Source organism: Vibrio sp. 10N.261.51.A3, assembly GCF_041471965.1.
GTDB classification, from domain to species: domain Bacteria; phylum Pseudomonadota; class Gammaproteobacteria; order Enterobacterales; family Vibrionaceae; genus Vibrio; species Vibrio crassostreae_C.
Map to the genome: position 1 here is coordinate 128,758 of NZ_JBFRPK010000005.1, position 23,003 is coordinate 151,760.

A 23,003-nucleotide genomic window follows, 5' to 3' on the forward strand; every position below is an offset into this window, starting at 1 on the left:
TTTTTCTGCAGCAAGTAAGCAAATTTATTCGAAGCTTAGCTCTGAGCCATGTAGCGTTTAATCTATACCAAGAATACGCTTTACTGGCTTAAAGCTCTTGCGGTAATGCTCGGTAACACCGTGCTTTTCAATGGCTTCAAAATGCGCCTTAGTCGGGTAACCTTTGTGTTTAGCAAAGCCAAATTCCGGATGAAGCTTATCGAGTTCTTCCATCTCTTGGTCGCGAACCACTTTAGCGATAATAGACGCCGCACTGATCTCTGCTACTCGTAAATCGCCCTTTACAATAGCCAGACCGTCCATTGGAAGTTGAGGAACACGGTTACCATCGATCAGTGCCATGTCAGGCTGAACGCTCAACCCAGCGATAGCGCGCTGCATGGCGACCATGGTTGCCTGCAGGATGTTCAACTCATCAATTTCTTGTGGTGAACAACGACCAACCGACCACGCCAATGCTTTCTCTTTAATTTCAGGAAGCAGAGCAAGGCGCTTTTTCTCAGACAGTTTTTTTGAATCGTTTAAGCCTTCGATTGGGTTGTTTGGATCGAGGATAACCGCAGCAGTCACCACGTCGCCAACCAAAGGGCCACGTCCTACTTCATCCACGCCAGCAAACAGCTGGTAGCCTTGCGGGTATTCAAATGGAGGAAGCTCTTTTTTCTCTTTTACTGCCATAACTAATCTCTTAATATTCTGTAAGTAAGCGCTTTATGCTTCAACAAAAGGTCGGTCAATCAATTTCAATACTGCGTTAGCGGCTTGTTTGTCTGCGTCTTTACGGATCCAGTGATGCATCTCGGTAAAGCGTTCGATCAAGGCACTGTTATCGGCTGATAGCATTTTATCGACAGACGGGAACAAAAAGTCTGGGTGGCACTCTTCAAGAATATGCTCTTTCACGATCTCTTCACCAGCCAAAATATTCGGCAGTGACACAAACTCAGTGATCGCCAATTTCTTAACAATGTAACCCGTCAGCTTATTTACTTTGTAACCAACCACCATAGGGCGTTTAAGCAACATACATTCGAGAGCCACGGTACCTGAAGCCAAAAGCACAGAATCAGCGGCGGTAATCACGTTGGTTGCCGTATCTTCGACTAACGTGAATTCAAGCTCAGGTGCGGTCGATTGCCAGATTTCAGTAAACTGCTTTTTACGTTGCTCGTTAACGAGCGCAACAACAAAGTTGATATCCGGATACTTCTGCTTAATACGCTGGCAAGTTTCGATAAATGGCTGAGCAATCAAACCCATCTCACCGCCACGACTGCCCGGCAGTACGGCTAACCACTGCTTGTCTTGATCAAGACCTAACAGCTCTCGAGCATCTTGTTTACTTGGCTCTAAAGGAATCGCGTCTGCCAACGTGTGACCAACAAACTCACAGGCAACGTTATATTTATCGTAGAACGCTTTTTCGAACGGCAAGAAAGCCAATACCAAGTCAGTTGCTTTGTCGATTTTAAAGATACGTTTGGGACGCCAAGCCCACACTGAAGGGCTCACGTAATGCACCGTTTTGATGCCAGCGTTCTTAAGGTCTAACTCAAGCCTTAGGTTGAAATCGGGCGCATCGATACCCACAAACACATCTGGCGGGTTTTGAGTGAAATACTTTACCAGCTCTGCTTTCACTTTTAATAAGCGAGGTAAACGGCCAAGTACTTCAACTAAGCCCATGACAGCCAGCTCTTCCATCTCGAAAAGAGACTCACAACCAAGCGCCTTCATTTTTGGTCCGCCAATACCCACGAATTCAGCGTTCGGGTACTGCGATTTGATTGCTTTGATAAAACCTTCGCCAAGCGTGTCACCAGAGAGTTCTCCGACAACGATACCTACGCGCAGTGGTTCAATCGAAACAAAGTCCGTGCTGTTGGTTGCTGTTTCTTGCTGTGCCATAGTTTTCCAATTCCCTTCTTGCCTAAAACAAAAAAGATCGCCTAATGATTAGCGATCTTTTTGTTATACCAATCTGATTAAGTAATTATTGTCATACTTACGCGGATTGGTACATAACCACATCGAGTATTAACGAATAATACCGCGCTCAGAGTTCTCTAGCATTTCAAGCATAGGAACTACCGAAGTAAACTCTTTTGCCATTTCCACTAAAGCCGCTTTCGCTTCTTCAAGTGTTTTACCTGAACGGTATAGCTCTTTGTACGCTTTCTGTAGTGCACGAATTTCAGGTTTCTCAAATCCGTTACGCTTCAAGCCTACTAGGTTAAGGCCGAATGGAGCCGCGTGGTTACCCTGTGCAAGCACGTACGGCAGTACATCTTGAACAACTGCAGAACAGCCACCGATGTATGCGTAAGCACCAATTGAGCAGAATGGGTGAATCGCAGAAAGTGCCATAACACCAGCGTAGTCGCCAACCGTTACATGACCGCCAAGAATAGCGTTGTTACCAATGTGAGTGTGGTTACCAACAATAACATCGTGCGCTACGTGAGCATTAACACAAAGTAAGTTGTCATCACCAATCACTGTGGTTGCTTTGTCTTGAACCGTACCACGATGGATTTGAACCGCTTCACGAATTACGTTGCGATCACCGATCACAACTGTTGTGTCTTCGCCGCCGTATTTCTTATCTTGGTTTTCTTCACCGATAACAGCGTGTGGGAAGATACGGTTTTCTTTACCAATGGTTGTGTGACCTTTGATCACAACGTGCGACATCACTTCAGTGTCGTCACCAATTGTCACGTTACCAGCAATGTAAGTGAAAGGCCCAACCGTCACGTTAGCACCGATAGTTACATCACCTTCGATTACTGCTGCCGGGTGAATTTTCGCTGTTTCATGAATCATATTAAAACTCTCTACGAGCACATTTAAGTTCAGCTGAACATACAACTACGCCGTCAACCTTAGCAACACCATTAAACGATGCGATGCCACGACGTTCTTTTAAGAATTCAACTTCGATAACCAGTTGGTCACCAGGTACTACTGGCTTACGGAATTTTGCTTTATCAACACTTGCAAAGTAGTAAAGCTCGTTGCCAGAAGGCGCACCAAAAGATTTAAATGCTAGAAGGCCTGTTGCTTGTGCCATTGCTTCTAAGATCAACACGCCTGGGAATACAGGAAGTTGTGGGAAGTGGCCTGTGAACTGAGGTTCGTTAACAGAGACATTCTTAATCGCAGTCAGTGTTTTTTCTTTTTCAAAGCTAGTCACACGATCAACCATTAAGAATGGGTAGCGATGAGGTAATAGTTCCTGAATTTCAGTAATGTTCATCGTTGTCTGTTCAGTAGTCAAAGTCGTATTCCTATATATATTCTTTATTTAATTAGAAGGATTATAAACGAAAAAGACTCGCTGTACGCGAGCCTTTTATTAGAAATGCTGGAATTATGATTCCGCGCTCTTCTCGATAAGTTTTTCAACAGTTTTCAAACGCTTGTTCATTTCATCAATTCGATGAACACGCGTTGCTGTTTTACGCCAATCTTTATTTGGCTGTAAAGGAATACCTGAAGAGTACATGCCTTTCTCAGTGATGCTGCGCATTACCATCCCCATACCGGTGATTGTAACGCCATCAACGATTTCAATGTGACCATTAATCACACTGCCGCCACCAATAATACAGTACTTACCTATCGTCGTGCTGCCTGCGATTATAGTACCACCCGCAAGAGCAGAACCATATCCGATGTGAACATTGTGAGCAATTTGAAGTTGGTTATCTAAGATAACGTTATCTTCAATGATTGTGTCATCTAATGCACCACGGTCAATGGTAGTACACGCGCCGATTTCTACGCGGTTACCAATGCGAACAGAACCCACTTGCGGGATCTTAACCCACTCACCTTTCTCGTTTGCATAGCCAAAGCCATCAGAGCCAATAACAGTACTTGATTGGATCAGACATGCTTCACCTATCACAACTTCATGGTAAACACTTACGTTAGCCCACAGCTTAGTGCCTGCGCCAATTTTTGCATTTTTACCAATAAAGCAACCAGCACCGATGATCACATCATCACTAAGTACTACACCAGACTCAATCACAGCGTTCGCGCCAATAGACACATTTTGTCCAATGGTTGCTTCGCTAGAGATTGAAGCAGAATCAGCAATAGCCGCTGCGGGAGCAGGAGTAGTATCAAGCGCTTGAGCAACTTTAGCAAAAGCAACATAAGGGTCATTAACCACAATCACGTTAGTCTTGCACAGTTGACGCTCACTCTCTTTAACCATAATAGCGGACGCTTTACAGTCACCTAGGTGCTTGCTGTACTTCACGTTAGAAAGGAACGTAATGTTACCTTCTTGCGCTTTATCCATCGGAGCGACTGCTGAAACGGTAATTGTACCATCTCCGTGTAGCTCTCCCCCGGTAATCGTTGCCAATTCGGCTAAAGTCAGATTCTTCATAAAACTTATTTCAGTACTTTAATTACTTTCTCAGAGATGTTGTATTCTGGCTTGCCGTATTGCAGAGCTTGAATATCAACGATCATGTCGTAGCCTTCTTTCTCTGCAACTTTCGTTACAGCATCTTGAATCACTTTGAATAGCTTCTGCTTCTCTTGTGCTTCACGACGTTGGCTTGCTTTTTCTAGTGCTTGAGCTTTGATTTTGTACTTGCTGTCTAGTTGGCCTACTTCGATACGTAGCTTCTCAACTTCGTCAGGACCTAGTAGCTCGCCATCACGCTTAAGCTTTTCAATCTTCGTTTTAGCTTCAGCTTGAATGCTCTGTAGCTCAGCTGCTTTGTCTTTGAACTCTTCCTGCATTTTTTGAAGAACAACTTCACGCTGAGGTAGAGCCTGGAATACTTGTGCAGTGTTTACATAACCCACTTTTTGCGCAGCTTCAGCAGCTGTTGCAAAGAAAGAAGAGCTAAGAACTACAAGGCCTAAACCTGCTGCTTTAATCATATTTTTCAAAATATTGTCCTTTAAATATTAGAAAGTTCTACCAATGGTGAATGTGAAGAATTCCTCATCATCACCTTCGTAAACTTTAATTGGTTTCGCTAGAGAGAAAACCAGTGGGCCCATCGGTGACATCCATTGAAGGGCTGCACCATAAGATGAACGGTAATTTGTTGGATCAGAGTAATCGTAGTAGTACTGGCCGCCACTGTTAGGTGCGCCACGGTCTACGAACTCGGTATCCCATACACTTGCCATATCGAAGAAGACACTGGTACGAATTTGGCTGCGCGCTTCATCAGAAGCAAACGGCGTTGGTACAATTAACTCTAAGCTTGCTAAGGCAACCGCGTTACCACCCACTGAATCATCAGTAGCGGTATCATAGGTTGGGTTATTACCTGTGCTGCTGCCGTAAACGGCTTTCGGGCCAGCTGAGTTAGAGCCAAAACCACGTAGGGTTGTAAAACCACCTGCGTAGTAGTTCTCGTAGAATGGGAACAAGTTATCGTTACCATCTGTTTGACCATAACCATTACCATAGCCTAATCGGCCGCGCATCAATAGTGTGAACTCATGCTTTTTGGTCAGCGGGATGTAATGTTTTACATCGTACTGCATTTTGAAGTACTGAGCATCAGAGCCTGGTACCGTCATTTTAGCGAAAGCACGTTGGTGGTTACCCTCTGTTGGGAAGAAACCACGGTTCAAGTTGTTACGCGTCCAAGAGATATTGATATCGAAGTCATCAGTTAAGATGTGCTCATCACCGTATTGGTCGATACTTCTCGCAAACTGTTCAACCTGGATATAAGTCGGTACGTTACCGATCTTGTTGTGCGTATAGCCAACACCGAACTCAATGCGGTTCAGCTCATCCATAGGGAAACCCCAGGTTAAGCTCGTACCATAACTTTGGTTGGTATAGTCGACGATGCCCGCTTCAGAGGCTTCAAATTCGTTGTAGAAGATCTTACCGCCTAAGCTCACACCATCCAGGTTCCAGTATGGGTCACGGTAGTCTAAGCTCACGTTTTTTTGGTAATCGTTCATCATGGCACTTACGCCAACACGGTTACCAGAGCCCGCAAAGTTGTCTTGTTGCAGGCCAACTTGGAAACTCACACCAGATTCAGTACCGTAGCCGACACCAAAGTTGATACTGCCTGAGTTCGCTTCCTTAACGTTGTAAACCAAATCAACTTGGTCTTCACTGCCAGGAACACGCACTGTTTGTACATCAACCGTTTCAAAGAAACCTAAACGGTTAAGACGGCTCTTACCGGTATCAATGGACTTAGAGTTAAGCCAGCTGCCTTCCATTTGACGCATTTCACGACGCAGTACTTCGTCTTTCGTTGAGTTGTTACCCGTGAATCGAATATCACGAACATAGATACGGCTGCCCGCTTCTACATTGATAACCAACGACACTTCTTTGGTCTCATCGTCAAATTCAGGAATCGTGCGAACTTGTGGGTACGCGTAGCCAGATTCACCAAGAATTCGTTTTACGTTCTCTTCCAAAGACGTTACCGAAGAACCGTTGTACGTATCGCCGTCTTCGAATGGCACTAACGCTTCGAAGTCAGCCTCACGACCGATTAATTCACCACGGAAAGAGACATCTTTAACGGTGTAGGCTTCGCCTTCATCGAGGCCAAGCGTGATGTAAACACCTTTTTTGTCTGGAGAGATCGCCACCTGCGTAGAGTCAACCTTAAACTTAAGGTAACCACGGTCAAGGTAGTAAGATTTCAGCGCTTCGATATCACCGGCTAATACTTGCTTTTGGTATTTTTCATCCGCAAGGAAATTCCACCATGCAACATCAACATTCAGATTGAAACGACTAAGCAGTTCAGAGTCAGAGAAGACTTCATTACCGATAAAGTTGATTTGCTGAATCTTAGCGGATACGCCCTCAGTAAACACAAACTTAAGGTCAGAACGGTTACGTGGCAGAGGTGTCACAACCGCTTTTACTGTCGCGTTGTACTTACCAACACTGTAGTAAAAATCTTCAAGGCCTTTTTCAATGTTACTCAGCGTAGTACGGTCAAGAGCCTCACCTTCACGAACACCAGACGCATCTAGGTTCTGCTGAAGTTGCTCTTCTTTGATCGCTTTGTTACCCGAGAATGAAATGCTCGCGATGGTCGGTCGTTCTTTTACTTGAACAACTAAAACACCTTCATCGCGAAGAACTTTAACGTCCTCGAAGTTACCTGAAGCATACAATGCACGAATGATCTCAGATACATCGCTTTCATCCACTTCATCGCCAATACGCACTGGCATTTTCAGTAGAGCTGCACCAAGTGCAACACGCTGTAAACCTTCGATCTTGATATCTTGAACCACAAAATTTTGTGCTCCGTTCGCAGCCACACTAGTGGCCAATAGACTTGCGAACAGAATTTGCTTAATCGCCATACTTATTCTAATTATTCCTTGCTACTACCAATGCCTGTGAGAAACCATTCACAGACGAGTAAAATCATTAAATATTGCCAGAGCCATCAAAGAGAAGAGGATTGCACCTCCCACTCTGTATCCCATTTCCTGAACTTTTTCAGGCACCGGTTTACGAGTAACGGCCTCAATAGCGAAAAAGAGCAAATGTCCGCCATCAAGCATAGGCAGCGGAACCAAATTAATAATCCCCAAGTTAACACTAATCAGAGCCAAAAAGCCTAAGAAGTAAACCAAACCGTAATCGGCGGTTGTACCTGCACCTTTAGCGATTGAAATAGGGCCACTCAAGTTGTTTAAGCCAACATCACCAACGATGAGCTTCTTAAGCATTGTCAGTGTCAATCCAATGATTTGACCTGTTTTATCAAATGCTTTTCCTACAGACTCAATTACACCAAATTGTAACTCAAAGCGATAATCTTCTGGCCATTCTGCGACTTCCGGAGCAATACCTGCATAGCCGATTGTCGAACCATCAGAAAGCTCTCGACTTTTTGGTGTCATAACCAATGACTGCTCGGCACCATTTCGCAATACGACCAAGTCCAATGATGTCATTGGATTAGCACGAATTAACTCAACAACCGACTGCCACTGTTCAATAGGTTGCCCGTTAATCTCAACAATTTTATCGCCAGCTTCAAGACCTGCATCGTATGCAGCGCCATCATCAATGATTTGAGCCAGTACGGTCGATATCTCTGGAGAATACGGTCTAAAGCCCAGCGTTGTCATTGCAGATTCAGTTTCTGGGTTGAACGACCAGTCTGAAATATCCAATGTCATTTGTTGCTCAAAGCCGATGTCGTCTTGAGAAGCAACCGTCACTGTCATGGATTGATCACCAATGTGCGATATCAACCCCATATTGACTGATTCCCAATCTGCGGTTTTGATTCCTGAAATAGATTTAAGTTCCATTCCAGTTTCAATTCCGGCTTGTGCAGCAATAGATTGTGGAGTGACTTCACCAATCACGGGCTTAACCGCGGGTACGCCAATCAAAAATACTAACCAATACGCGAACACCGCAAAGATAAAGTTGAATGCAGGGCCTGCACCCACAATCGCCGTTCGTTTCCAAAGCGGCTTCTTGTCGAAAGCGTATTGCTGTTGATCTTCAGAAAGATCGTCAACACGACCATCGAGCATCTTAACGTAGCCGCCCAGTGGAATCACTGACAAGCTGTATTCAGTACCATCACGGCCAACTTTACTCCAGATTGATTTACCAAAACCAATCGAGAATTTTTCAACTTTCACACCACAACGACGAGCGACCCAGAAGTGTCCAAACTCATGAACAGCAACCAGAATGCCAAGCGCTACGATAAAAGATGCGAAGTTCCACAGAATTCCACTCATGCTAGCTGCTCTTTAATAAATTGAATGGCTATTTGACGAGACATATTATCGAGCTCGAGAAGGCTTTCCAAGCTATCTAAACCCTCAGAGTTATGTTGTTCACATACTTTGCTCATAACGTGTTCGTTAATGACAGCAATATCGGTAAACTTCACCTGATTGTTCAAGAAAGCATCGACCGCGATCTCGTTTGCTGCATTAATGGCTGTTGTCGCATGCTGACCTAAGTAGCACGCTTCAATCGCTAACCTCAAACACGGGTAACGACTGAAATCTGGTTCTAAGAAGGTAAGCTCACCCACTTTAGTAAAGTCTAAAGGCTTAACACCCGCCTCGGTACGATTAGGGTAAGACATCGTCAAAGCGATTGGCGTTGCCATATCTGGTTCGCCCATTTGAGCAAGCACAGAGCCATCCTTGTACTGAACCATCGAGTGAATTACAGACTGCGGGTGAATGATGACCTTTAACTGCTCCTGAGAAGCATTAAATAGCCATTTCGCTTCAATGTACTCTAGCCCTTTATTCATCATAGTCGCAGAATCGACAGAGATCTTAGGCCCCATAGACCAGTTAGGGTGTGCAATTGCGCGTTCAGGATTCACTGATTCGAGTTCAGCCACATCGGTATAACGGAAAGGACCACCAGAACCAGTCAGAAGAATATGGTTAATGCCGTTTTCTTCAAGGTTACAGCGGCCTAGGTTAGTTTGTACGTTCTGCGGAAGGCATTGGAAAATAGCATTATGCTCGCTATCGACAGGAAGCAGCTCTGCACCGTATTTTTCCACGGCGTCGATAAACAACTGCCCAGACATCACCAAAGCTTCTTTGTTTGCAAGCAAGATACGCTTGCCCGCTTTAACCGCAGACATAGTAGGAAGTAAACCAGCGGCACCAACAATCGCGGCCATTACCGTGTCCACTTCCTCTAGAGAAGCAACCTGACACATGCCTTCAGTGCCTGAAAGTACTTTTACGTTAGGGTAACTCACGGACAACACTTCAGTCAGTTGAGACGCTGCATCAGAGCAAGCCATAGCAACATAGCTTGGTTGCCACTTTTCAACTAACGCCAGCATCTTTTCAACATTCGAGCCTGCAGCCAGTGCAACCACTGAATAGAGATCTGGGTTTTGCTCAACGACTTTTAGTGTACTTGCACCAATTGAGCCGGTAGCGCCAAGGATAGTTAGATTTCGCATCACATATGACCGTAGAAATGTAATAAAGGGCAGAATCACTGCCCTTTTTTATTAGAATGCTAAATAAAGCAGAGCAAAGACAGGGAATGCAGCCGTTAAGCTATCTATTCTATCTAGTATACCACCATGACCAGGAATCAGATTACTGCTGTCTTTCACCCCAGAAACACGCTTAAACATGCTTTCAACAAGGTCACCTAGAACAGAAATAACAACGGTCACAAGGGTAATAACAATCATGTGAAGTGGGCTTGTGAATTGGATGTCAAACAAGTCAGCAAAGATCCAAGCCACGATCACCGCAGTAATAATGCCACCGATAAGACCTTCAATCGTCTTATTAGGGCTTACCGCTGGTGCCATTTTACGCTTACCAAAACTCTTTCCTGAAAAGTATGCGCCGCTATCTGCAGCCCAAACAAGCAAGCAAACAAACATCACCAGTTTAGCACCGTGGTAAGGATCAGCATCGATACCGTTAGCACGCAGGATAACCACACTCCAGAAGAATGGCAGCAGAGTCAGCACACCAAAGGCGTGACGAAGAAGAGAAGAGTCTTTCCATGCAGGCATAGACTTAGGATAAGTCACCGCCATGCCACTCGCGATTACCCACCAAATCGAGCCAATCGTTAGAATGGCGTAGTGAGCAGTAGACAAGTTATTAAGGCTAAATGCATCAAAAGGGATAAAAGCAAAACTTGCAGCACTTACCACAACCGTTGGAATCAACGCTACATAACGTGATTTGCTTTCAACAAACTGAGTCCACTCCCAAAAACCCAATAGCGAGATTACCGCTAGTGAAAGAATAAATGTAGGAAGTGATAACTCGAAAATACCTAGAATAACTAGGGGAGCTAAAATCAACGCCGTAATAATTCGTTGTTTCAAACCAAAAAATCCTTATTAACTGTCCATCAGAGCTTTAATTTGCTCACCGGTGCATCCAAAACGACGCTCACGGTTAACAAACCAAGTCACAGCTTCTACTAAGCTGTCTTCATTAAAGTCTGGCCAGAATTGTTCAGTGAAATACATTTCGGCGTAAGCCAACTGCCAAAGCATAAAATTACTAATGCGGCATTCGCCACTGGTACGGATAAGTAGATCGACTTCAGGAATATCTGCCATTGTCAGGTGCTGTGTAATCATAGCTTCATCAATGTCATCTACATTAATATCACCAGACTTTACCTGTTGAGCAATAGAGGTCATTGCTTGCTGAATATCCCACTTACCGCCGTAGTTAGCTGCAATATTAATAACCATACCCGTATTGGTGCTAGTCAAAGCTTCCGCTTCTTCTATCTTCTTTTGTAGTCGATCATTGAAACGACTTTTATCACCAATAACACGAAGTTGTAGATTATTTTTATGAAGCTTTTTAACTTCACTCGACAGCACTGAAATAAACAGTTCCATCAAGATACCGACTTCTTCTTCAGGACGACGCCAGTTTTCGCTACTAAATGCAAAAAGAGTAACGGCTTTAATGCCAAGTCTGGCTGCAGAAGAGATAGTTTTACGAACGGCTTGAACACCGTTTTTATGGCCAAAGACGCGAGGCTTGCCCTGAGCTTTTGCCCAGCGACCATTACCATCCATAATGATAGCAATGTGTTTAGGAAGAGAGTCTGTGAACGCTTGAGAATTATGCATAAAAGAGTGAATCAAATTCTAATAGTCGAACAGAGTAGCATAAAAAAACGCTGCACCGTGAGTACAGCGTTTTTCCGGAAAGAAAAGAATATGGAAAATTAAACTTCCATCAACTCTTTTTCTTTAACAGCTAGAACTTCGTCTACGTTCTTAACCGCAGCGTCAGTTAGCTTTTGAATTTCGTCTTGTGCTTTACGATCTTCATCTTCAGAGATTTCTTTATCTTTAAGAAGTGCTTTTAGATCGCCATTCGCGTCACGACGGATGTTACGGATAGCAACACGGCCACCTTCAGCTTCGCCACGAACGATTTTAACTAGGTCTTTACGACGCTCTTCCGTTAGCGGTGGAAGTGGAACACGGATAACCGTACCAGCAGACATAGGGTTTAGGCCTAGGTCAGATGTCAGGATTGCTTTTTCAACTAGAGGAGTCAGTGTTTTATCAAACACTGTAATAGCTAGTGTACGTGCATCTTCAGCGATAACGTTAGCTACTTGAGTCAAAGGCGTTGGAGCACCGTAGTACTCAACAGTAAGACCAGAAAGTAGGCTCGGGTGAGCACGGCCTGTACGAATCTTTTGCAGGCTGTTTTTTAGTGCATCAACACTTTTTACCATGCGCTCTTGAGCGTCTTTTTTGATTTCGTTAATCACAATTTCACCTTGATTATGTTCTTTCTTCAAGAAAGCTTTTTATTTGGAGTGATAAGGATAAGCTTACCAAGGTACAACACCTCAGTAAGCCCGAAAAATTAGTCAGCGTCGCTGATTAATGTACCTTCAGTTTCACCCATAACCACGCGACGTAGTGCGCCTGGTTTATTCATGTTAAATACACGGATTGGCATTTTGTGATCACGTGCTAGCGTAAATGCAGCCAAGTCCATTACTTTAAGTTCTTTATCAAGAACCGTGTTGTAAGACAACGTATCATACAACTCTGCGTCTGGGTTTGCTACAGGGTCAGAAGTAAATACACCATCTACTTTTGTCGCTTTTAGAACTACGTCAGCTTCGATTTCGATACCACGTAGACATGCAGCAGAATCCGTAGTGAAGAATGGGTTACCCGTACCAGCAGAGAAGATCACAACGCGACCTTGACGTAGTTGGCTGATTGCATCTGCCCAGTTGTAGTCGTCACACACACCTTTAAGAGGGATTGCAGACATTACACGTGCGTTTACGTAAGCACGGTGAAGAGCGTCACGCATTGCAAGGCCGTTCATTACCGTTGCAAGCATACCCATGTGGTCACCAACAACGCGGTTCATGCCAGCTTCAGCAAGACCAGCACCACGGAACAAGTTACCGCCACCGATAACAACACCAACTTGAACGCCTAGTTCAACCAATTCTTTTACTTCTTGAGCCATACGATCAAGGATCGTTGGGTCAATACCAAAACCTTCTTCGCCTTGTAGCGCTTCACCGCTAAGTTTTAACAGAATACGTTGATACACTGGTTTAGGGTTCGTAGTCATGGAGTTTACCTTCCAAAGAGTTGATGATTAACAGTCATGGATAAAAACTGAGTAAGTCAGTTTGCATTCATAACCACTAACGTTGCCTTCAAAAATAGTTCACTATTCATAAAAAGACCGCAGCATTTGCCACGGTCTTTTTTCAAACAATACGCTAAGGATTAACCTTTTTGTACCGCTGCAACTTCGTCAGCGAAGCTCATTTCAGCAGCTTTCTCGATACCTTCACCAACTTCTAGACGTACGAAGTTAGATACTGCAGCGCCTTTTTCTTTAAGGATTTCGCCAACAGTTTTCTTAGGTTCCATGATGAAAGCTTGACCAGTTAGAGAGATTTCGCCCGTGAATTTCTTCATACGGCCGATAACCATTTTCTCAGCGATCTCTTGAGGCTTGCCTTCGTTCATAGCGATTTCAACTTGAACTTCTTTCTCTTTAGCAACTACGTCTGCTGGTACGTCTTCTGGGTTAACAAACTCAGGACGAGAAGCAGCAACGTGCATAGCAACGTGCTTAAGAGTTTCAGCTTCGCCTTCACCAGCTACAACAACACCGATTTTCTCACCGTGACGGTAAGAAGCTAGTGCAGCACCTTCAACGTAAGCTACGCGACGGATGTTGATGTTTTCGCCGATTTTAGCAACTAGAGCAACGCGAGTTTCTTCGAACTGTGCTTGTAGCTCTTCTACAGAAGCTTTAGAAGCTACTGCTGCAGCTGCAACTTCTTCTGCAAACGCAGTGAAGCTAGCATCTTTTGCTACGAAGTCAGTTTGGCAGTTAACTTCAAGAAGAACAGCTACACCGTTCTCTTCTTTGATGATGATTGCGCCTTCAGCAGCAACGTTACCAGCTTTCTTAGCTGCTTTCGCTGCGCCAGATTTACGCATGTTTTCAATTGCTAGTTCGATGTCAGCGTTTGCTTCTACAAGCGCTTTCTTACATTCCATCATGCCAGCGCCAGTGCGCTCGCGAAGTTCTTTAACTAGAGCAGCAGTTACAGTTGCCATTCTCTATTCCTCGGTTGATTCGAAAATAAGGTAAAAATCAGGGGCCAAAACGAGGCCCCCGATCTAACTATAACTTAGCTTACATTTAATAAAGATTTCAAAATCTATATTAGCTAAGCCAAGCGTGATTCAGAGCCGCTATTATTCAGCTTCTACAAAACCATCTTTTTCAGCAGCTACAGCAGCAACGTCTTTGTTACGACCTTCTTTAACCGCGTCTGCAGCAGCGTTTAGGTAAAGCTGTACTGCACGGATTGCATCGTCGTTACCTGGGATAACGAAGTCAACGCCGTCTGGGTTAGAGTTAGTATCAACTACAGCGTAAACTGGGATACCTAGGTTGTTTGCTTCTTTAACTGCGATGTGTTCGTGATCAGCATCGATTACGAATAGAGCGTCTGGTAGGCCGCCCATGTTCTTGATACCACCAAGAGACTTCTCTAGCTTCTCCATTTCACGAGTACGCATTAGAGCTTCTTTCTTAGTTAGCTTGTCGAAAGTACCGTCTTGAGCTTGCGCTTCAAGTTCTTTCAGACGCTTGATAGACTGACGAACAGTTTTGTAGTTCGTTAGCATACCGCCTAACCAGCGGTTGTTAACGTAGAACTGGTTGCTGTTTACAGCAGCTTCTTTAACAGCTTCAGATGCAGCGCGCTTAGTACCAACGAAAAGAACTTTACCTTTCTTCTCACCAACTTTAGCGATTTCTGCTAGAGCTTCGTTGAACATTGGTACAGTTTTTTCTAGGTTGATGATATGTACTTTGTTACGAGCACCAAAGATGAATGGCTTCATTTTTGGGTTCCAGTAACGAGTTTGGTGACCGAAGTGAACACCAGCTTTAAGCATATCGCGCATTGATACAGTTGCCATTTTAAAATCCTCTATGGGGTTAGGCCTCCACATCCCCCATGAATCCGACCCCTAACAACTAACCACTTTTCAGCCGTTATCTGTGTTGTTGAGGCACCCCGGAACATGTGTCGGAATGTGTGTGATTTAAAGAAATAAGTTAGTGGACATAAAGCTTGTTTCGCCAATTGGAGAAAACAGTCCTGATGTCCGGCGCGCTTTATACCATATTTTGTCTATCTATGGCTAGAAAAAATTCTAAAAATGGCGACTGCTATACTGATCTCTAAAGGTAAATTTTCTCTATAAAATAGTGTCTATATCAAGCAGGTTCTGCATCTGTTAACCGAACATTATTTAATCACGTTAACAGTATCCTCCAGTATTGTACGGACATGGTAATGTTGCGCTAAATTGCTGCACTGATAGAATAGCCCCAATATGCACACTTAGGTGCTACCAAATTAAGAGATATGCAATGGCTGTAAAAATTAAAACTGCTGAAGAAATTGAAAAAATGCGCGTCGCCGGCAAGCTGGCCGCTGACATTATTGAGATGATCGAACCTCACATCCAAGTGGGTACCACGACGGAAGAGCTCAATACGCTTTGTCATGAGTACGCTCTAGAAAGAGGTGCATACTCTGCGCCACTCGATTACCACGGTTTCCCTAAGTCTATCTGTACGTCTATCAATCATATTGTGTGTCACGGCATTCCCGCGTCACAAGACGAGACGGGTAGCACAGGTCAATTCAAACCTGCGGTACTCAAAGATGGCGACATTCTGAACGTTGATATCACAGTTATCATCCCTGATGACGCAAATGCCGATCTTAGTACTCGCCCTCAAGGCTACCACGGTGACACCTCTAAGATGTTCCTAGTGGGTGAGGTTTCACCTGCAAACAAGCGTCTGTGCATGGTTGCTCAAGAAGCACTTTACGAAGGCATGCGCCAAGTTAAGCCAGGTGTTCAACTTGGTCAAATCGGTACTGCTATCGAGAAGTACATCAAAACAAACAACAAGAACAACCCACGCGCTAAGTTCTCTATTGTTAAAGATTACTGTGGTCACGGCATTGGTTCTGAATTCCACGAAGATCCACAAGTAGTTCACTACAAGAACAGCGATCGCACCGTGCTAAAAGCAGGCATGTGCTTCACTATCGAGCCAATGATCAACGCGGGTAAGTTTGGCTGTCGTCTTGATGACGAAGATAGCTGGACAGTATACACAGCAGACAGCAAGAACTCGGCTCAATGGGAGCACACTCTGGTTGTAACTGATACTGGTTGTGAAGTACTAACACTGCGCAGCGATGATACAATCCCACGTATCATGAAGAACGCTTAGTTCACCGAACTGAGCGCATCAGCCTTTTAAAAATATCCTCGCATTGTCGAGGATATTTTTTATCCACTCAATTTCGATTTTCCATCAGCTTCTGTTAAATTGTTTACTATTCTCATTTGCTTGCACGGATAGCAGACTATGCCTTATCAATGCCCTCTTACGTTCAATGACGAACAAATTGAAATCTGCGAATTAAAAAATCAGCTCGAGATCTTCACGCAGTATCAAAAAAATGAATTTCTGAACCACCATCCCGTCACCGATTTGGTTCTACTCCGCTCCGAATACATGGATTTACTTCTCAATCGTTTGTGGGAAAATTTCGGATTCAACAAACTGCCTCATATTTCACTTGTCGCAGTGGGTGGTTATGGTCGTGGCGAACTGCATCCTTTGTCTGACATTGATATTCTCATTGTCTCGCAAAAAACACTACCACCAGCTCTTGGTGAAAAGGTCAGTCAATTCATTACTCTACTTTGGGATTTAAAGCTCGAAGTTGGCCATGCTGTGCGAACTATTACTGAGTGTCTCGATATCGGCACCGATGATTTAACCGTCGCGACCAACCTACAAGAGTCGCGATTGTTATGTGGTAGTGAAGACACTTTCCAAGAACTAAAACTGAAGATTCATTCCGATTCATTTTGGCCAAGTGAGACGTTTTACAAAGCCAAGATTCAAGAACAGAGAGAGCGTCATGCTCGCTACCACGACACCACCTATAATTTAGAACCGGACATCAAATCGACTCCGGGAGGGCTCAGAGACATCCATACCCTGAGCTGGGTTGCGCGTCGCCACTTCGGCGCGACCTCTTTGTTAGAGATGAGCAAATACGGCTTTCTGACCGATGCTGAATATCGTGAGCTCGTTGAGTGCCAAGATTTTTTATGGCGTGTTCGCTTTGCATTGCATATTGAACTGCGCCGTTACGACAACCGTTTAACGTTCGCGCATCAAGCTCAAGTCGCTGAACATCTGGGTTATACGGGTGAAGGAAACCGTGGTGTTGAGATGATGATGAAAGAGTTCTACCGAACCCTTCGTCGTGTTGCTGAACTGAATAAGATGCTGCTTAAGCTGTTCGATCAAGCGATCATCAATGGCGGTCAAACCCAAGACGCTGAAATTCTCGATAGTGATTTCCAACGTCGAGGTTCGTTGATCGAAGCGCGCAAGCCTGCCCTATTCCAAGCAAGACCAGAAACCATTCTCGATATGTTCATCCATATCGCCAATGACTCGACTATCGAAGGGGTAAGTCCACCAACATTGCGACAACTGCGTACGGCACGCCGTCGATTGAACCGATTCCTGCATACCATTCCTGAAGCTCGTGACAAGTTCATGGATCTAGTTCGCCACCCTAATGCCCTGCACAAAGCCTTTAGCTTAATGCACAAATTGGGCGTGCTCTCTGCGTACTTACCGCAGTGGAGCCAGATCGTTGGTCAGATGCAGTTTGACCTATTCCATGTTTACACCGTGGATGAGCACAGTATCCGCCTGCTCAAGCACATCAACCGCTTTGGTCAAATCGAAAACCACGATAAGCACCCTATCTGCTGTGAAGTCTATCCTCGAGTACAGAAGAAAGAGTTGCTGATCCTTGCCGCTATCTTCCATGACATCGGCAAAGGCCGCGGCGGAGACCACTCTGAGATAGGTGCGGTTGAGGCTTACTCTTTCTGTATTGAACACGGGCTATCGAAGCCTGAAGCCAAACAAGTCGCGTGGTTGGTACAAAATCACCTATTGATGTCAGTAACGGCTCAACGTCGTGATATCTACGACCCAGATGTGATCACCGAATTCGCCAAAAAAGTGCGTGATGAAGAATCACTCGAGCTACTGGTTTGTTTAACCGTTGCCGATATCTGTGCGACTAACCCTGAGCTATGGAACAGTTGGAAACGAACCCTGTTAGCTGAGCTGTTCCACTCAACGCAGCGAGCACTGCGCCGCGGCTTGGAAAACCCTGTCGATGTCAGAGACCGTATTCGTCACAACCAACAAATGGCATCAGCACTGCTGCGTAAAGAAGGCTTCACCGCTCGTGAGATTGAAGTGTTGTGGCAACGCTTTAAGGCCGATTATTTCTTGCGTCACACACATAAACAAATCGCTTGGCACTGTGAGCACTTACTTCGCCTAGAAGACCCAAGCCAACCGTTAGTGCTGATCAGTAAGAAAGCGACGCGCGGTGGCACAGAAGTGTTCGTTTATTGTAAAGACCAAGCAGCACTGTTTGCGACCGTGGTTGCCGAACTCGACAGACGTAACTTTAACGTTCATGACGCGCAGGTCATGGTTAGCAAAGATGGTCATGTTTTGGATACCTTTATCGTACTAGACCAACACGGCGAAGCGATTGATGAAGCAAGACACAAAGCCGTTGCTAAACATCTGACTCATGTATTGACTGATGGCCGCCCGACTAAGATTAAGACGCGTCGCACGCCACGTAACTTGCAACACTTTAAGGTCAAAACCTTAGTTGAGTTCCTACCAACCAAGAGCAAGAAACGTACCTTGATGGAGTTAAGAGCTCTTGATACGCCGGGATTATTGGCTCAAGTCGGTGCAACCTTTGCGGAGCTAGACATCAACTTGCACGGTGCCAAAATCACCACCATAGGTGAGCGAGCAGAGGATCTGTTTATTCTGACCAGTGAAGCGGGAGGAAGGCTGTCTGAAGAACAAGAACAGGCACTAAGAGAACGATTAACCGAGCACGTTTCTGAACTCGCACCTTAGAAAGCGAATTCAGTCTAAAAACAGGTTTAATAACCAAATAAGTGTGGGCAAAGATAGAGAGCGATCTTGCCCACAACTTACAATCAATTCACAGATATCAACTATCTAGCTCGTCGTTAGGCTGCTACATTGATCAAGTCAATTACATAAAAGTATTACATTCATAACCTAGAGGTCGCTTATGTATCCAAACCTCACTGGCTTAGGTATCCACGAACCTAAACAGATTGAACGTTACTCCCTTCGCCAAGAAGCACACAAAGATATCCTGAAGATTTACTTTCGTAAGCAGAAAGGGGAACTGTTCGCGAAAAGCGTTAAATTTAAGTACCCACGACAAGTAAAAAGTGTGCTTGTTAGCGGTGGCAATAATCAATACAAAGAAGTGACAGAGATTAACCGCAACCTCACTCTTGTGATTGATGAACTCAACAAAATCACCAAACCGACGCCAACGGCTGAGGTGGATGTGAAGCAGAAGATCCTTACCGACTTACGCCATCTAGAGAAAGTGGTATCAAGCAAGATCGCTGAGATCGAAGCTGATCTAGAAAAGCTAAAATGATCCCGCGACTAACTATTACTGTTAACTAACCAACATTAGTTATGCCGTTAAGGTTATACAGATACAAAAAGGGCTGATATCACTATCAGCCCTTTGTTTTTTATTCTATTTTCTCTATTCACTTAGACTGGAGATTGCCTAAACACGCGAGACTTACTTAGACAAGCAAGTTTGAGCATCGATTAAGTTAGTATCCCACTCAAAGGTTTCAAACAACCTTAGCCAAGTTTCATCAAGGTTGGCCTTCATCACCAACTCTTCTTTTGTGAAAGGATGGATAAAGCGAAGCTCAGAAGCGTGCAACAACAAACGATGCGAATCTAAATCATCACGGAACAGTCGATTGTGCTTACCATCACCATGTGAAGTATCACCGACAATCGGATGTCTTAGATGAGCCATGTGACGACGCAGCTGATGTTTGCGACCTGTCTTTGGCATCATCTCAACCAAGCAGTAGCGGCTCGTAGGAAAGCGTCCTGTTGAATATGGCACTTCTACTTTTGCTAGCGGTTCATAGACTGTCACTGCCTCTTGCGCTTCTTTGTCTTCTTTCGCGAACTTATCTGCGATCTTATCCAGCTCAACCTTAAGTGCATAATCGAGCGTATCGCCCTCTTCTATCCAACCACGGACAATCGCATGATAGGTTTTTTGCATCTCATGATTAGCGAACATTGGCATCACCTGTGAAGCAACCTCACTCGACAACGCAAACACCAACACACCCGATGTCGGTCTGTCTAAGCGGTGTAATGGAAATACATGCTGACCAATTTGATCGCGCAATGTCTGCATAACAAATTGCGTTTCGTGTTTATCCAACCATGAACGATGCACTAGCATGCCAGCGGGCTTATTCACCGCGACAAAGTACTCATCTTGATAAATGATCTCTAACATTACGCACATACCTCATCAATGCTCTGAATTGTCACTAGCAGTTCGACTTTGTCTGCCTCATTTTTCCACACTTCACCAAAATAAGGATGGATAGCAAAGCCTTTCGGTAGGCTCATTTGGGCATCCATCATTGCGTTGATCTTAACGATAAAGATCCACTGCAACCACTCTTCCGGTTGTAACGAATCAATCCCGAAAGGTTCAACGCTCGCCAGAGCTTCATCCGAAGGTGAAACATCGCTCCATAGGGAACATTGGCGCATTTGTTGTTCTAATTGTTGAAGTAAAAGAGGTAACTTTGTGGCTGCTGTCATTTTTCACCAAGTTATTTATCTAGTGACCTTGAAATTGGGGCATAGAGTACCATCTATTTAGGAAAGAAAGTTAGGAGCTTTATTACTATGGAAACCATTCACACGCTCACTCAGTTGCTAAAGAATAGCGGTTGCCAATACGACATCTACGACCTAGGTCGTCGTATCCAGAAAATCGACAACACCCTATTCTCTGATGTTGAGCAGGGGAAACAGCCATACCCGTTTCCACTTCAGAAACAAGCTCACTTAGCGATTAGCTACTGGAACGAACACAAACAGCCATGGATTTGGTTTCTAAAATTCAAGCTAGACGAAAGAGGCCTATTACATCAAGGTGATGTCGGCAATTTTCTTAAGTTTGTTATCGAAGCAATGGGCACGCGTTTGAACGGCGATATCAGCGAAGAGCAACAGAAAAAGCTGTCAAACAACCCTTATACCTTCAAGCCTTCTGAAGACAAAATGGCTGTATTTCATAGCCAAGTAAGAGCAGGTTTAGACCTTGCGACGAGCCAATATTACGAGCACGCTCAGCATTACTTCACTGGCGAGCTAGGCTGGGATAACTGGAAAACGGTTGGACTACAAGGCATCACCGATATGTGTGCGCGTTTAGGCAGCCAACAAAACGGTGTCTCTATTCGCAAAGCCATCAATAAGCTGCCATCAGAACCGCTATACGCGACGTTAGGTGCGCTCGAGCACACACAAATCAATGACAAACTCGCGCAACGCTTACAAGAGCTTGCAGAGAATGAGATCGCTAGTAAAGAGCCTGATTTGTTCTTACTCTCAGCCTTGGTTCGTGCCCTTTCCGGTGCAGAACAAGGGATCGCGAATAACATCATTAACCAAGTTCTCGCTAGCCCACGCTTGAGCCACCAAGAAGTGTTGATTGGTTTAGCGGGTCGCAGCTGGCATGCGCTACAAGACCCTGCGATTGCTGAGCAATTCTTGCTGCGTCTCGCACAAACAGGCAATCAAAACCTGTTCAATCAGTTATTTGCAGATTTAGTGATGATTCCGACACTAAGAATGGTATTTTTACCCTTGTTGAATTCGAACCCATCACCTGAGCTTGCCAACGCATTGATTGAGTTACAACAAGCGGCTAAGTCTCAATAACGGACTGACGACTAACCCAAGAACTGGTTTGCTCTATAGCTCGTTGAAATACGCTGTAATGACAATTGGAATAGAGATAAAAGGAAGTATGGATTAAATGATAGATAACTTATTGGCTATTTTGATGCTGTGCTTCTTTTGCTTTTTCTTTTGGCAGCAGCGCAGGCAATCAGAGCTTGCGAAAACTGCCATTGCGAGAAAATGTAAAGAGCTCGACTTGCAGCTATTAAGCGTTGCCTTCAGTGGTCATAAATTTAAGATGCGCCATGAGCTAACCACCATTTGGTGCTGGCATACTGTGTACCAATTTGAGTTTTCGGCATTAGGTGATGACCTGTACCAAGGAAAACTGACCATGGTAGGCTTCCGCTCTATGCGGTTTGAGCTACAGCCTCATAGAATGTAACGTCGCAATACGCGGTATAACTATATTCATGATAAGGGCCAAACTGATCTTGTTTGGTCTCTTTAAATGCAAAGCCTAACTTTTCGAGTAACTTAATCGATGGGTTATGACCGACATTAACGGTCGCAACCACATTCGTTAAGTGCTCTTCAAAACACACCAAACTGAAGAAAGGTTTTAGCACTTCACTAGCAAGGCCTTGATTCCAAAACTCCTTGTCCAGAATAAATCCCAGTTCATGCTTCCCTTCTTCAGACGAAACAAACAAATGTCCAAGGTATTCACGGGTTTGGTTATGGATAATGGCACGACAAAAACCAACGTTGTCGTTAAGTATTTCTTGAAATAGGTATTTTGCAGAGGCAATAGAATGCGGCCCGTTCATTTCAGCACGATTAATGGGGCAGCAATTCAACTTGATAAAGTCATGTTCTAACTGCTCGGTATAAGGTACCAGCAGCGTTCTTGAGGTTGCTATCGTCATAAAACACTCCTTGTGTTGACCATTAGCAGAAAAGCAGATGTCGCGCGCTTAGATAAAAAGCTCCTGAATTAAAGAGAGCCCCTAGATAGAGAAAAAGCCTCAGGAATCGAGTAGGAGGAGGCC

Annotated in this window: 23 protein-coding genes; 5 read left to right on the top strand and 18 right to left on the bottom strand. The window is 44.5% G+C overall.

What is annotated here, in order from left to right:
• Positions 1 to 57: 57 nt before the first annotated feature.
• The 15 genes from rnhB to rpsB form a co-directional block, all read right to left on the bottom strand.
• Positions 58 to 678, bottom strand: coding sequence for a ribonuclease HII (gene rnhB / locus AB4371_RS02245; protein WP_017069379.1), 621 nt, complete (start codon positions 676 to 678; stop codon positions 58 to 60).
• Between the two features lie 33 nt (positions 679 to 711).
• Positions 712 to 1,908 carry a lipid-A-disaccharide synthase gene (lpxB, locus tag AB4371_RS02250; RefSeq protein WP_102320145.1) on the bottom strand — a complete coding sequence of 399 codons (1,197 nt, stop codon included), beginning with the start codon at positions 1,906 to 1,908 and terminating at the stop codon, positions 712 to 714.
• Between the two features lie 129 nt (positions 1,909 to 2,037).
• Positions 2,038 to 2,826 (bottom strand): acyl-ACP--UDP-N-acetylglucosamine O-acyltransferase, encoded by a 789-nt coding sequence (gene lpxA / locus AB4371_RS02255; protein WP_017069381.1) that lies wholly within the window; start codon positions 2,824 to 2,826, stop codon positions 2,038 to 2,040.
• Between the two features lies 1 nt (position 2,827).
• A complete protein-coding gene (gene fabZ, locus AB4371_RS02260; protein WP_009847408.1) occupies positions 2,828 to 3,280 on the bottom strand; it encodes a 3-hydroxyacyl-ACP dehydratase FabZ in 453 nt (150 codons plus the stop codon).
• Positions 3,281 to 3,373: 93 nt separating this feature from the next.
• The gene (lpxD, locus tag AB4371_RS02265) at positions 3,374 to 4,405 is read right to left on the bottom strand and encodes a UDP-3-O-(3-hydroxymyristoyl)glucosamine N-acyltransferase (protein ID WP_102394426.1); all 1,032 of its coding nucleotides are present in this window, start codon (positions 4,403 to 4,405) and stop codon (positions 3,374 to 3,376) included.
• Between the two features lie 5 nt (positions 4,406 to 4,410).
• Positions 4,411 to 4,911: an OmpH family outer membrane protein gene (locus AB4371_RS02270; protein ID WP_102394425.1), complete on the bottom strand. Its 501-nt coding sequence runs from the start codon at positions 4,909 to 4,911 to the stop codon at positions 4,411 to 4,413.
• 27 nt (positions 4,912 to 4,938) lie between these two features.
• Positions 4,939 to 7,344: an outer membrane protein assembly factor BamA gene (gene bamA, locus AB4371_RS02275; RefSeq protein WP_102394424.1), complete on the bottom strand. Its 2,406-nt coding sequence runs from the start codon at positions 7,342 to 7,344 to the stop codon at positions 4,939 to 4,941.
• Between the two features lie 48 nt (positions 7,345 to 7,392).
• On the bottom strand, positions 7,393 to 8,751 hold the full coding sequence (gene rseP / locus AB4371_RS02280) for a sigma E protease regulator RseP (protein WP_017060736.1): 1,359 nt from the start codon (positions 8,749 to 8,751) through the stop codon (positions 7,393 to 7,395).
• On the bottom strand, positions 8,748 to 9,956 hold the full coding sequence (gene ispC / locus AB4371_RS02285; protein ID WP_102394423.1) for a 1-deoxy-D-xylulose-5-phosphate reductoisomerase: 1,209 nt from the start codon (positions 9,954 to 9,956) through the stop codon (positions 8,748 to 8,750). The genes rseP and ispC overlap by 4 nt, the downstream gene beginning before the upstream one ends.
• A 51-nt stretch (positions 9,957 to 10,007) precedes the next feature.
• A complete protein-coding gene (locus tag AB4371_RS02290) occupies positions 10,008 to 10,850 on the bottom strand; it encodes a phosphatidate cytidylyltransferase (RefSeq protein ID WP_017063365.1) in 843 nt (280 codons plus the stop codon).
• 15 nt (positions 10,851 to 10,865) lie between these two features.
• Complete coding sequence (locus AB4371_RS02295; protein WP_017063364.1) at positions 10,866 to 11,618, bottom strand: isoprenyl transferase; 753 nt, start codon at positions 11,616 to 11,618, stop codon at positions 10,866 to 10,868.
• A 98-nt stretch (positions 11,619 to 11,716) separates the two neighbouring features.
• Positions 11,717 to 12,274 carry a ribosome recycling factor gene (frr, locus tag AB4371_RS02300; protein ID WP_017060741.1) on the bottom strand — a complete coding sequence of 186 codons (558 nt, stop codon included), beginning with the start codon at positions 12,272 to 12,274 and terminating at the stop codon, positions 11,717 to 11,719.
• 98 nt (positions 12,275 to 12,372) lie between these two features.
• Complete coding sequence (gene pyrH / locus AB4371_RS02305; RefSeq protein ID WP_017060742.1) at positions 12,373 to 13,104, bottom strand: UMP kinase; 732 nt, start codon at positions 13,102 to 13,104, stop codon at positions 12,373 to 12,375.
• 161 nt (positions 13,105 to 13,265) lie between these two features.
• Complete coding sequence (tsf, locus tag AB4371_RS02310; protein ID WP_017063361.1) at positions 13,266 to 14,111, bottom strand: translation elongation factor Ts; 846 nt, start codon at positions 14,109 to 14,111, stop codon at positions 13,266 to 13,268.
• 141 nt (positions 14,112 to 14,252) lie between these two features.
• Positions 14,253 to 14,984, bottom strand: coding sequence for a 30S ribosomal protein S2 (gene rpsB, locus AB4371_RS02315; protein ID WP_032546326.1), 732 nt, complete (start codon positions 14,982 to 14,984; stop codon positions 14,253 to 14,255).
• 457 nt (positions 14,985 to 15,441) lie between these two features.
• Here rpsB and map point away from each other — a divergent pair, with 457 nt between their 5' ends.
• From map to AB4371_RS02330, 3 genes are all read left to right on the top strand, one after another.
• Positions 15,442 to 16,320 (top strand): type I methionyl aminopeptidase, encoded by an 879-nt coding sequence (gene map / locus AB4371_RS02320; protein ID WP_017060743.1) that lies wholly within the window; start codon positions 15,442 to 15,444, stop codon positions 16,318 to 16,320.
• A 138-nt stretch (positions 16,321 to 16,458) separates the two neighbouring features.
• The gene (gene glnD / locus AB4371_RS02325) at positions 16,459 to 19,080 is read left to right on the top strand and encodes a bifunctional uridylyltransferase/uridylyl-removing protein GlnD (RefSeq protein WP_017060744.1); all 2,622 of its coding nucleotides are present in this window, start codon (positions 16,459 to 16,461) and stop codon (positions 19,078 to 19,080) included.
• A 181-nt stretch (positions 19,081 to 19,261) separates the two neighbouring features.
• Positions 19,262 to 19,645, top strand: coding sequence for a DUF3461 family protein (locus AB4371_RS02330; protein ID WP_004734354.1), 384 nt, complete (start codon positions 19,262 to 19,264; stop codon positions 19,643 to 19,645).
• 153 nt (positions 19,646 to 19,798) lie between these two features.
• Here the strand turns inward: AB4371_RS02330 and truC are convergent, their stop codons facing one another.
• Both truC and AB4371_RS02340 read right to left on the bottom strand, forming a co-directional pair.
• Entirely contained in the window at positions 19,799 to 20,548 is a 750-nt protein-coding gene (gene truC, locus AB4371_RS02335) for a tRNA pseudouridine(65) synthase TruC (RefSeq protein WP_017060745.1), read from the bottom strand.
• The gene (locus AB4371_RS02340; protein ID WP_372148770.1) at positions 20,548 to 20,862 is read right to left on the bottom strand and encodes a YqcC family protein; all 315 of its coding nucleotides are present in this window, start codon (positions 20,860 to 20,862) and stop codon (positions 20,548 to 20,550) included. Before AB4371_RS02340 ends, truC begins: the two co-directional genes overlap by 1 nt.
• Before the next feature lie 87 nt (positions 20,863 to 20,949).
• On the opposite strand from AB4371_RS02340, the gene AB4371_RS02345 reads away from it, so the two are divergent.
• Together AB4371_RS02345 and AB4371_RS02350 are read left to right on the top strand one after the other, a co-directional pair.
• Positions 20,950 to 21,990, top strand: a complete 1,041-nt coding sequence (locus AB4371_RS02345; RefSeq protein WP_108209534.1) for a DUF3549 family protein — start codon at positions 20,950 to 20,952, stop codon at positions 21,988 to 21,990.
• Between the two features lie 97 nt (positions 21,991 to 22,087).
• Positions 22,088 to 22,396 carry a DUF3301 domain-containing protein gene (locus AB4371_RS02350; protein WP_372148774.1) on the top strand — a complete coding sequence of 103 codons (309 nt, stop codon included), beginning with the start codon at positions 22,088 to 22,090 and terminating at the stop codon, positions 22,394 to 22,396.
• Here the strand turns inward: AB4371_RS02350 and AB4371_RS02355 are convergent.
• A complete protein-coding gene (locus AB4371_RS02355; RefSeq protein WP_102449913.1) occupies positions 22,362 to 22,880 on the bottom strand; it encodes a GNAT family N-acetyltransferase in 519 nt (172 codons plus the stop codon). The two genes, AB4371_RS02350 and AB4371_RS02355, sit on opposite strands and share 35 nt — an antisense overlap.
• Positions 22,881 to 23,003 lie beyond the last annotated feature (123 nt).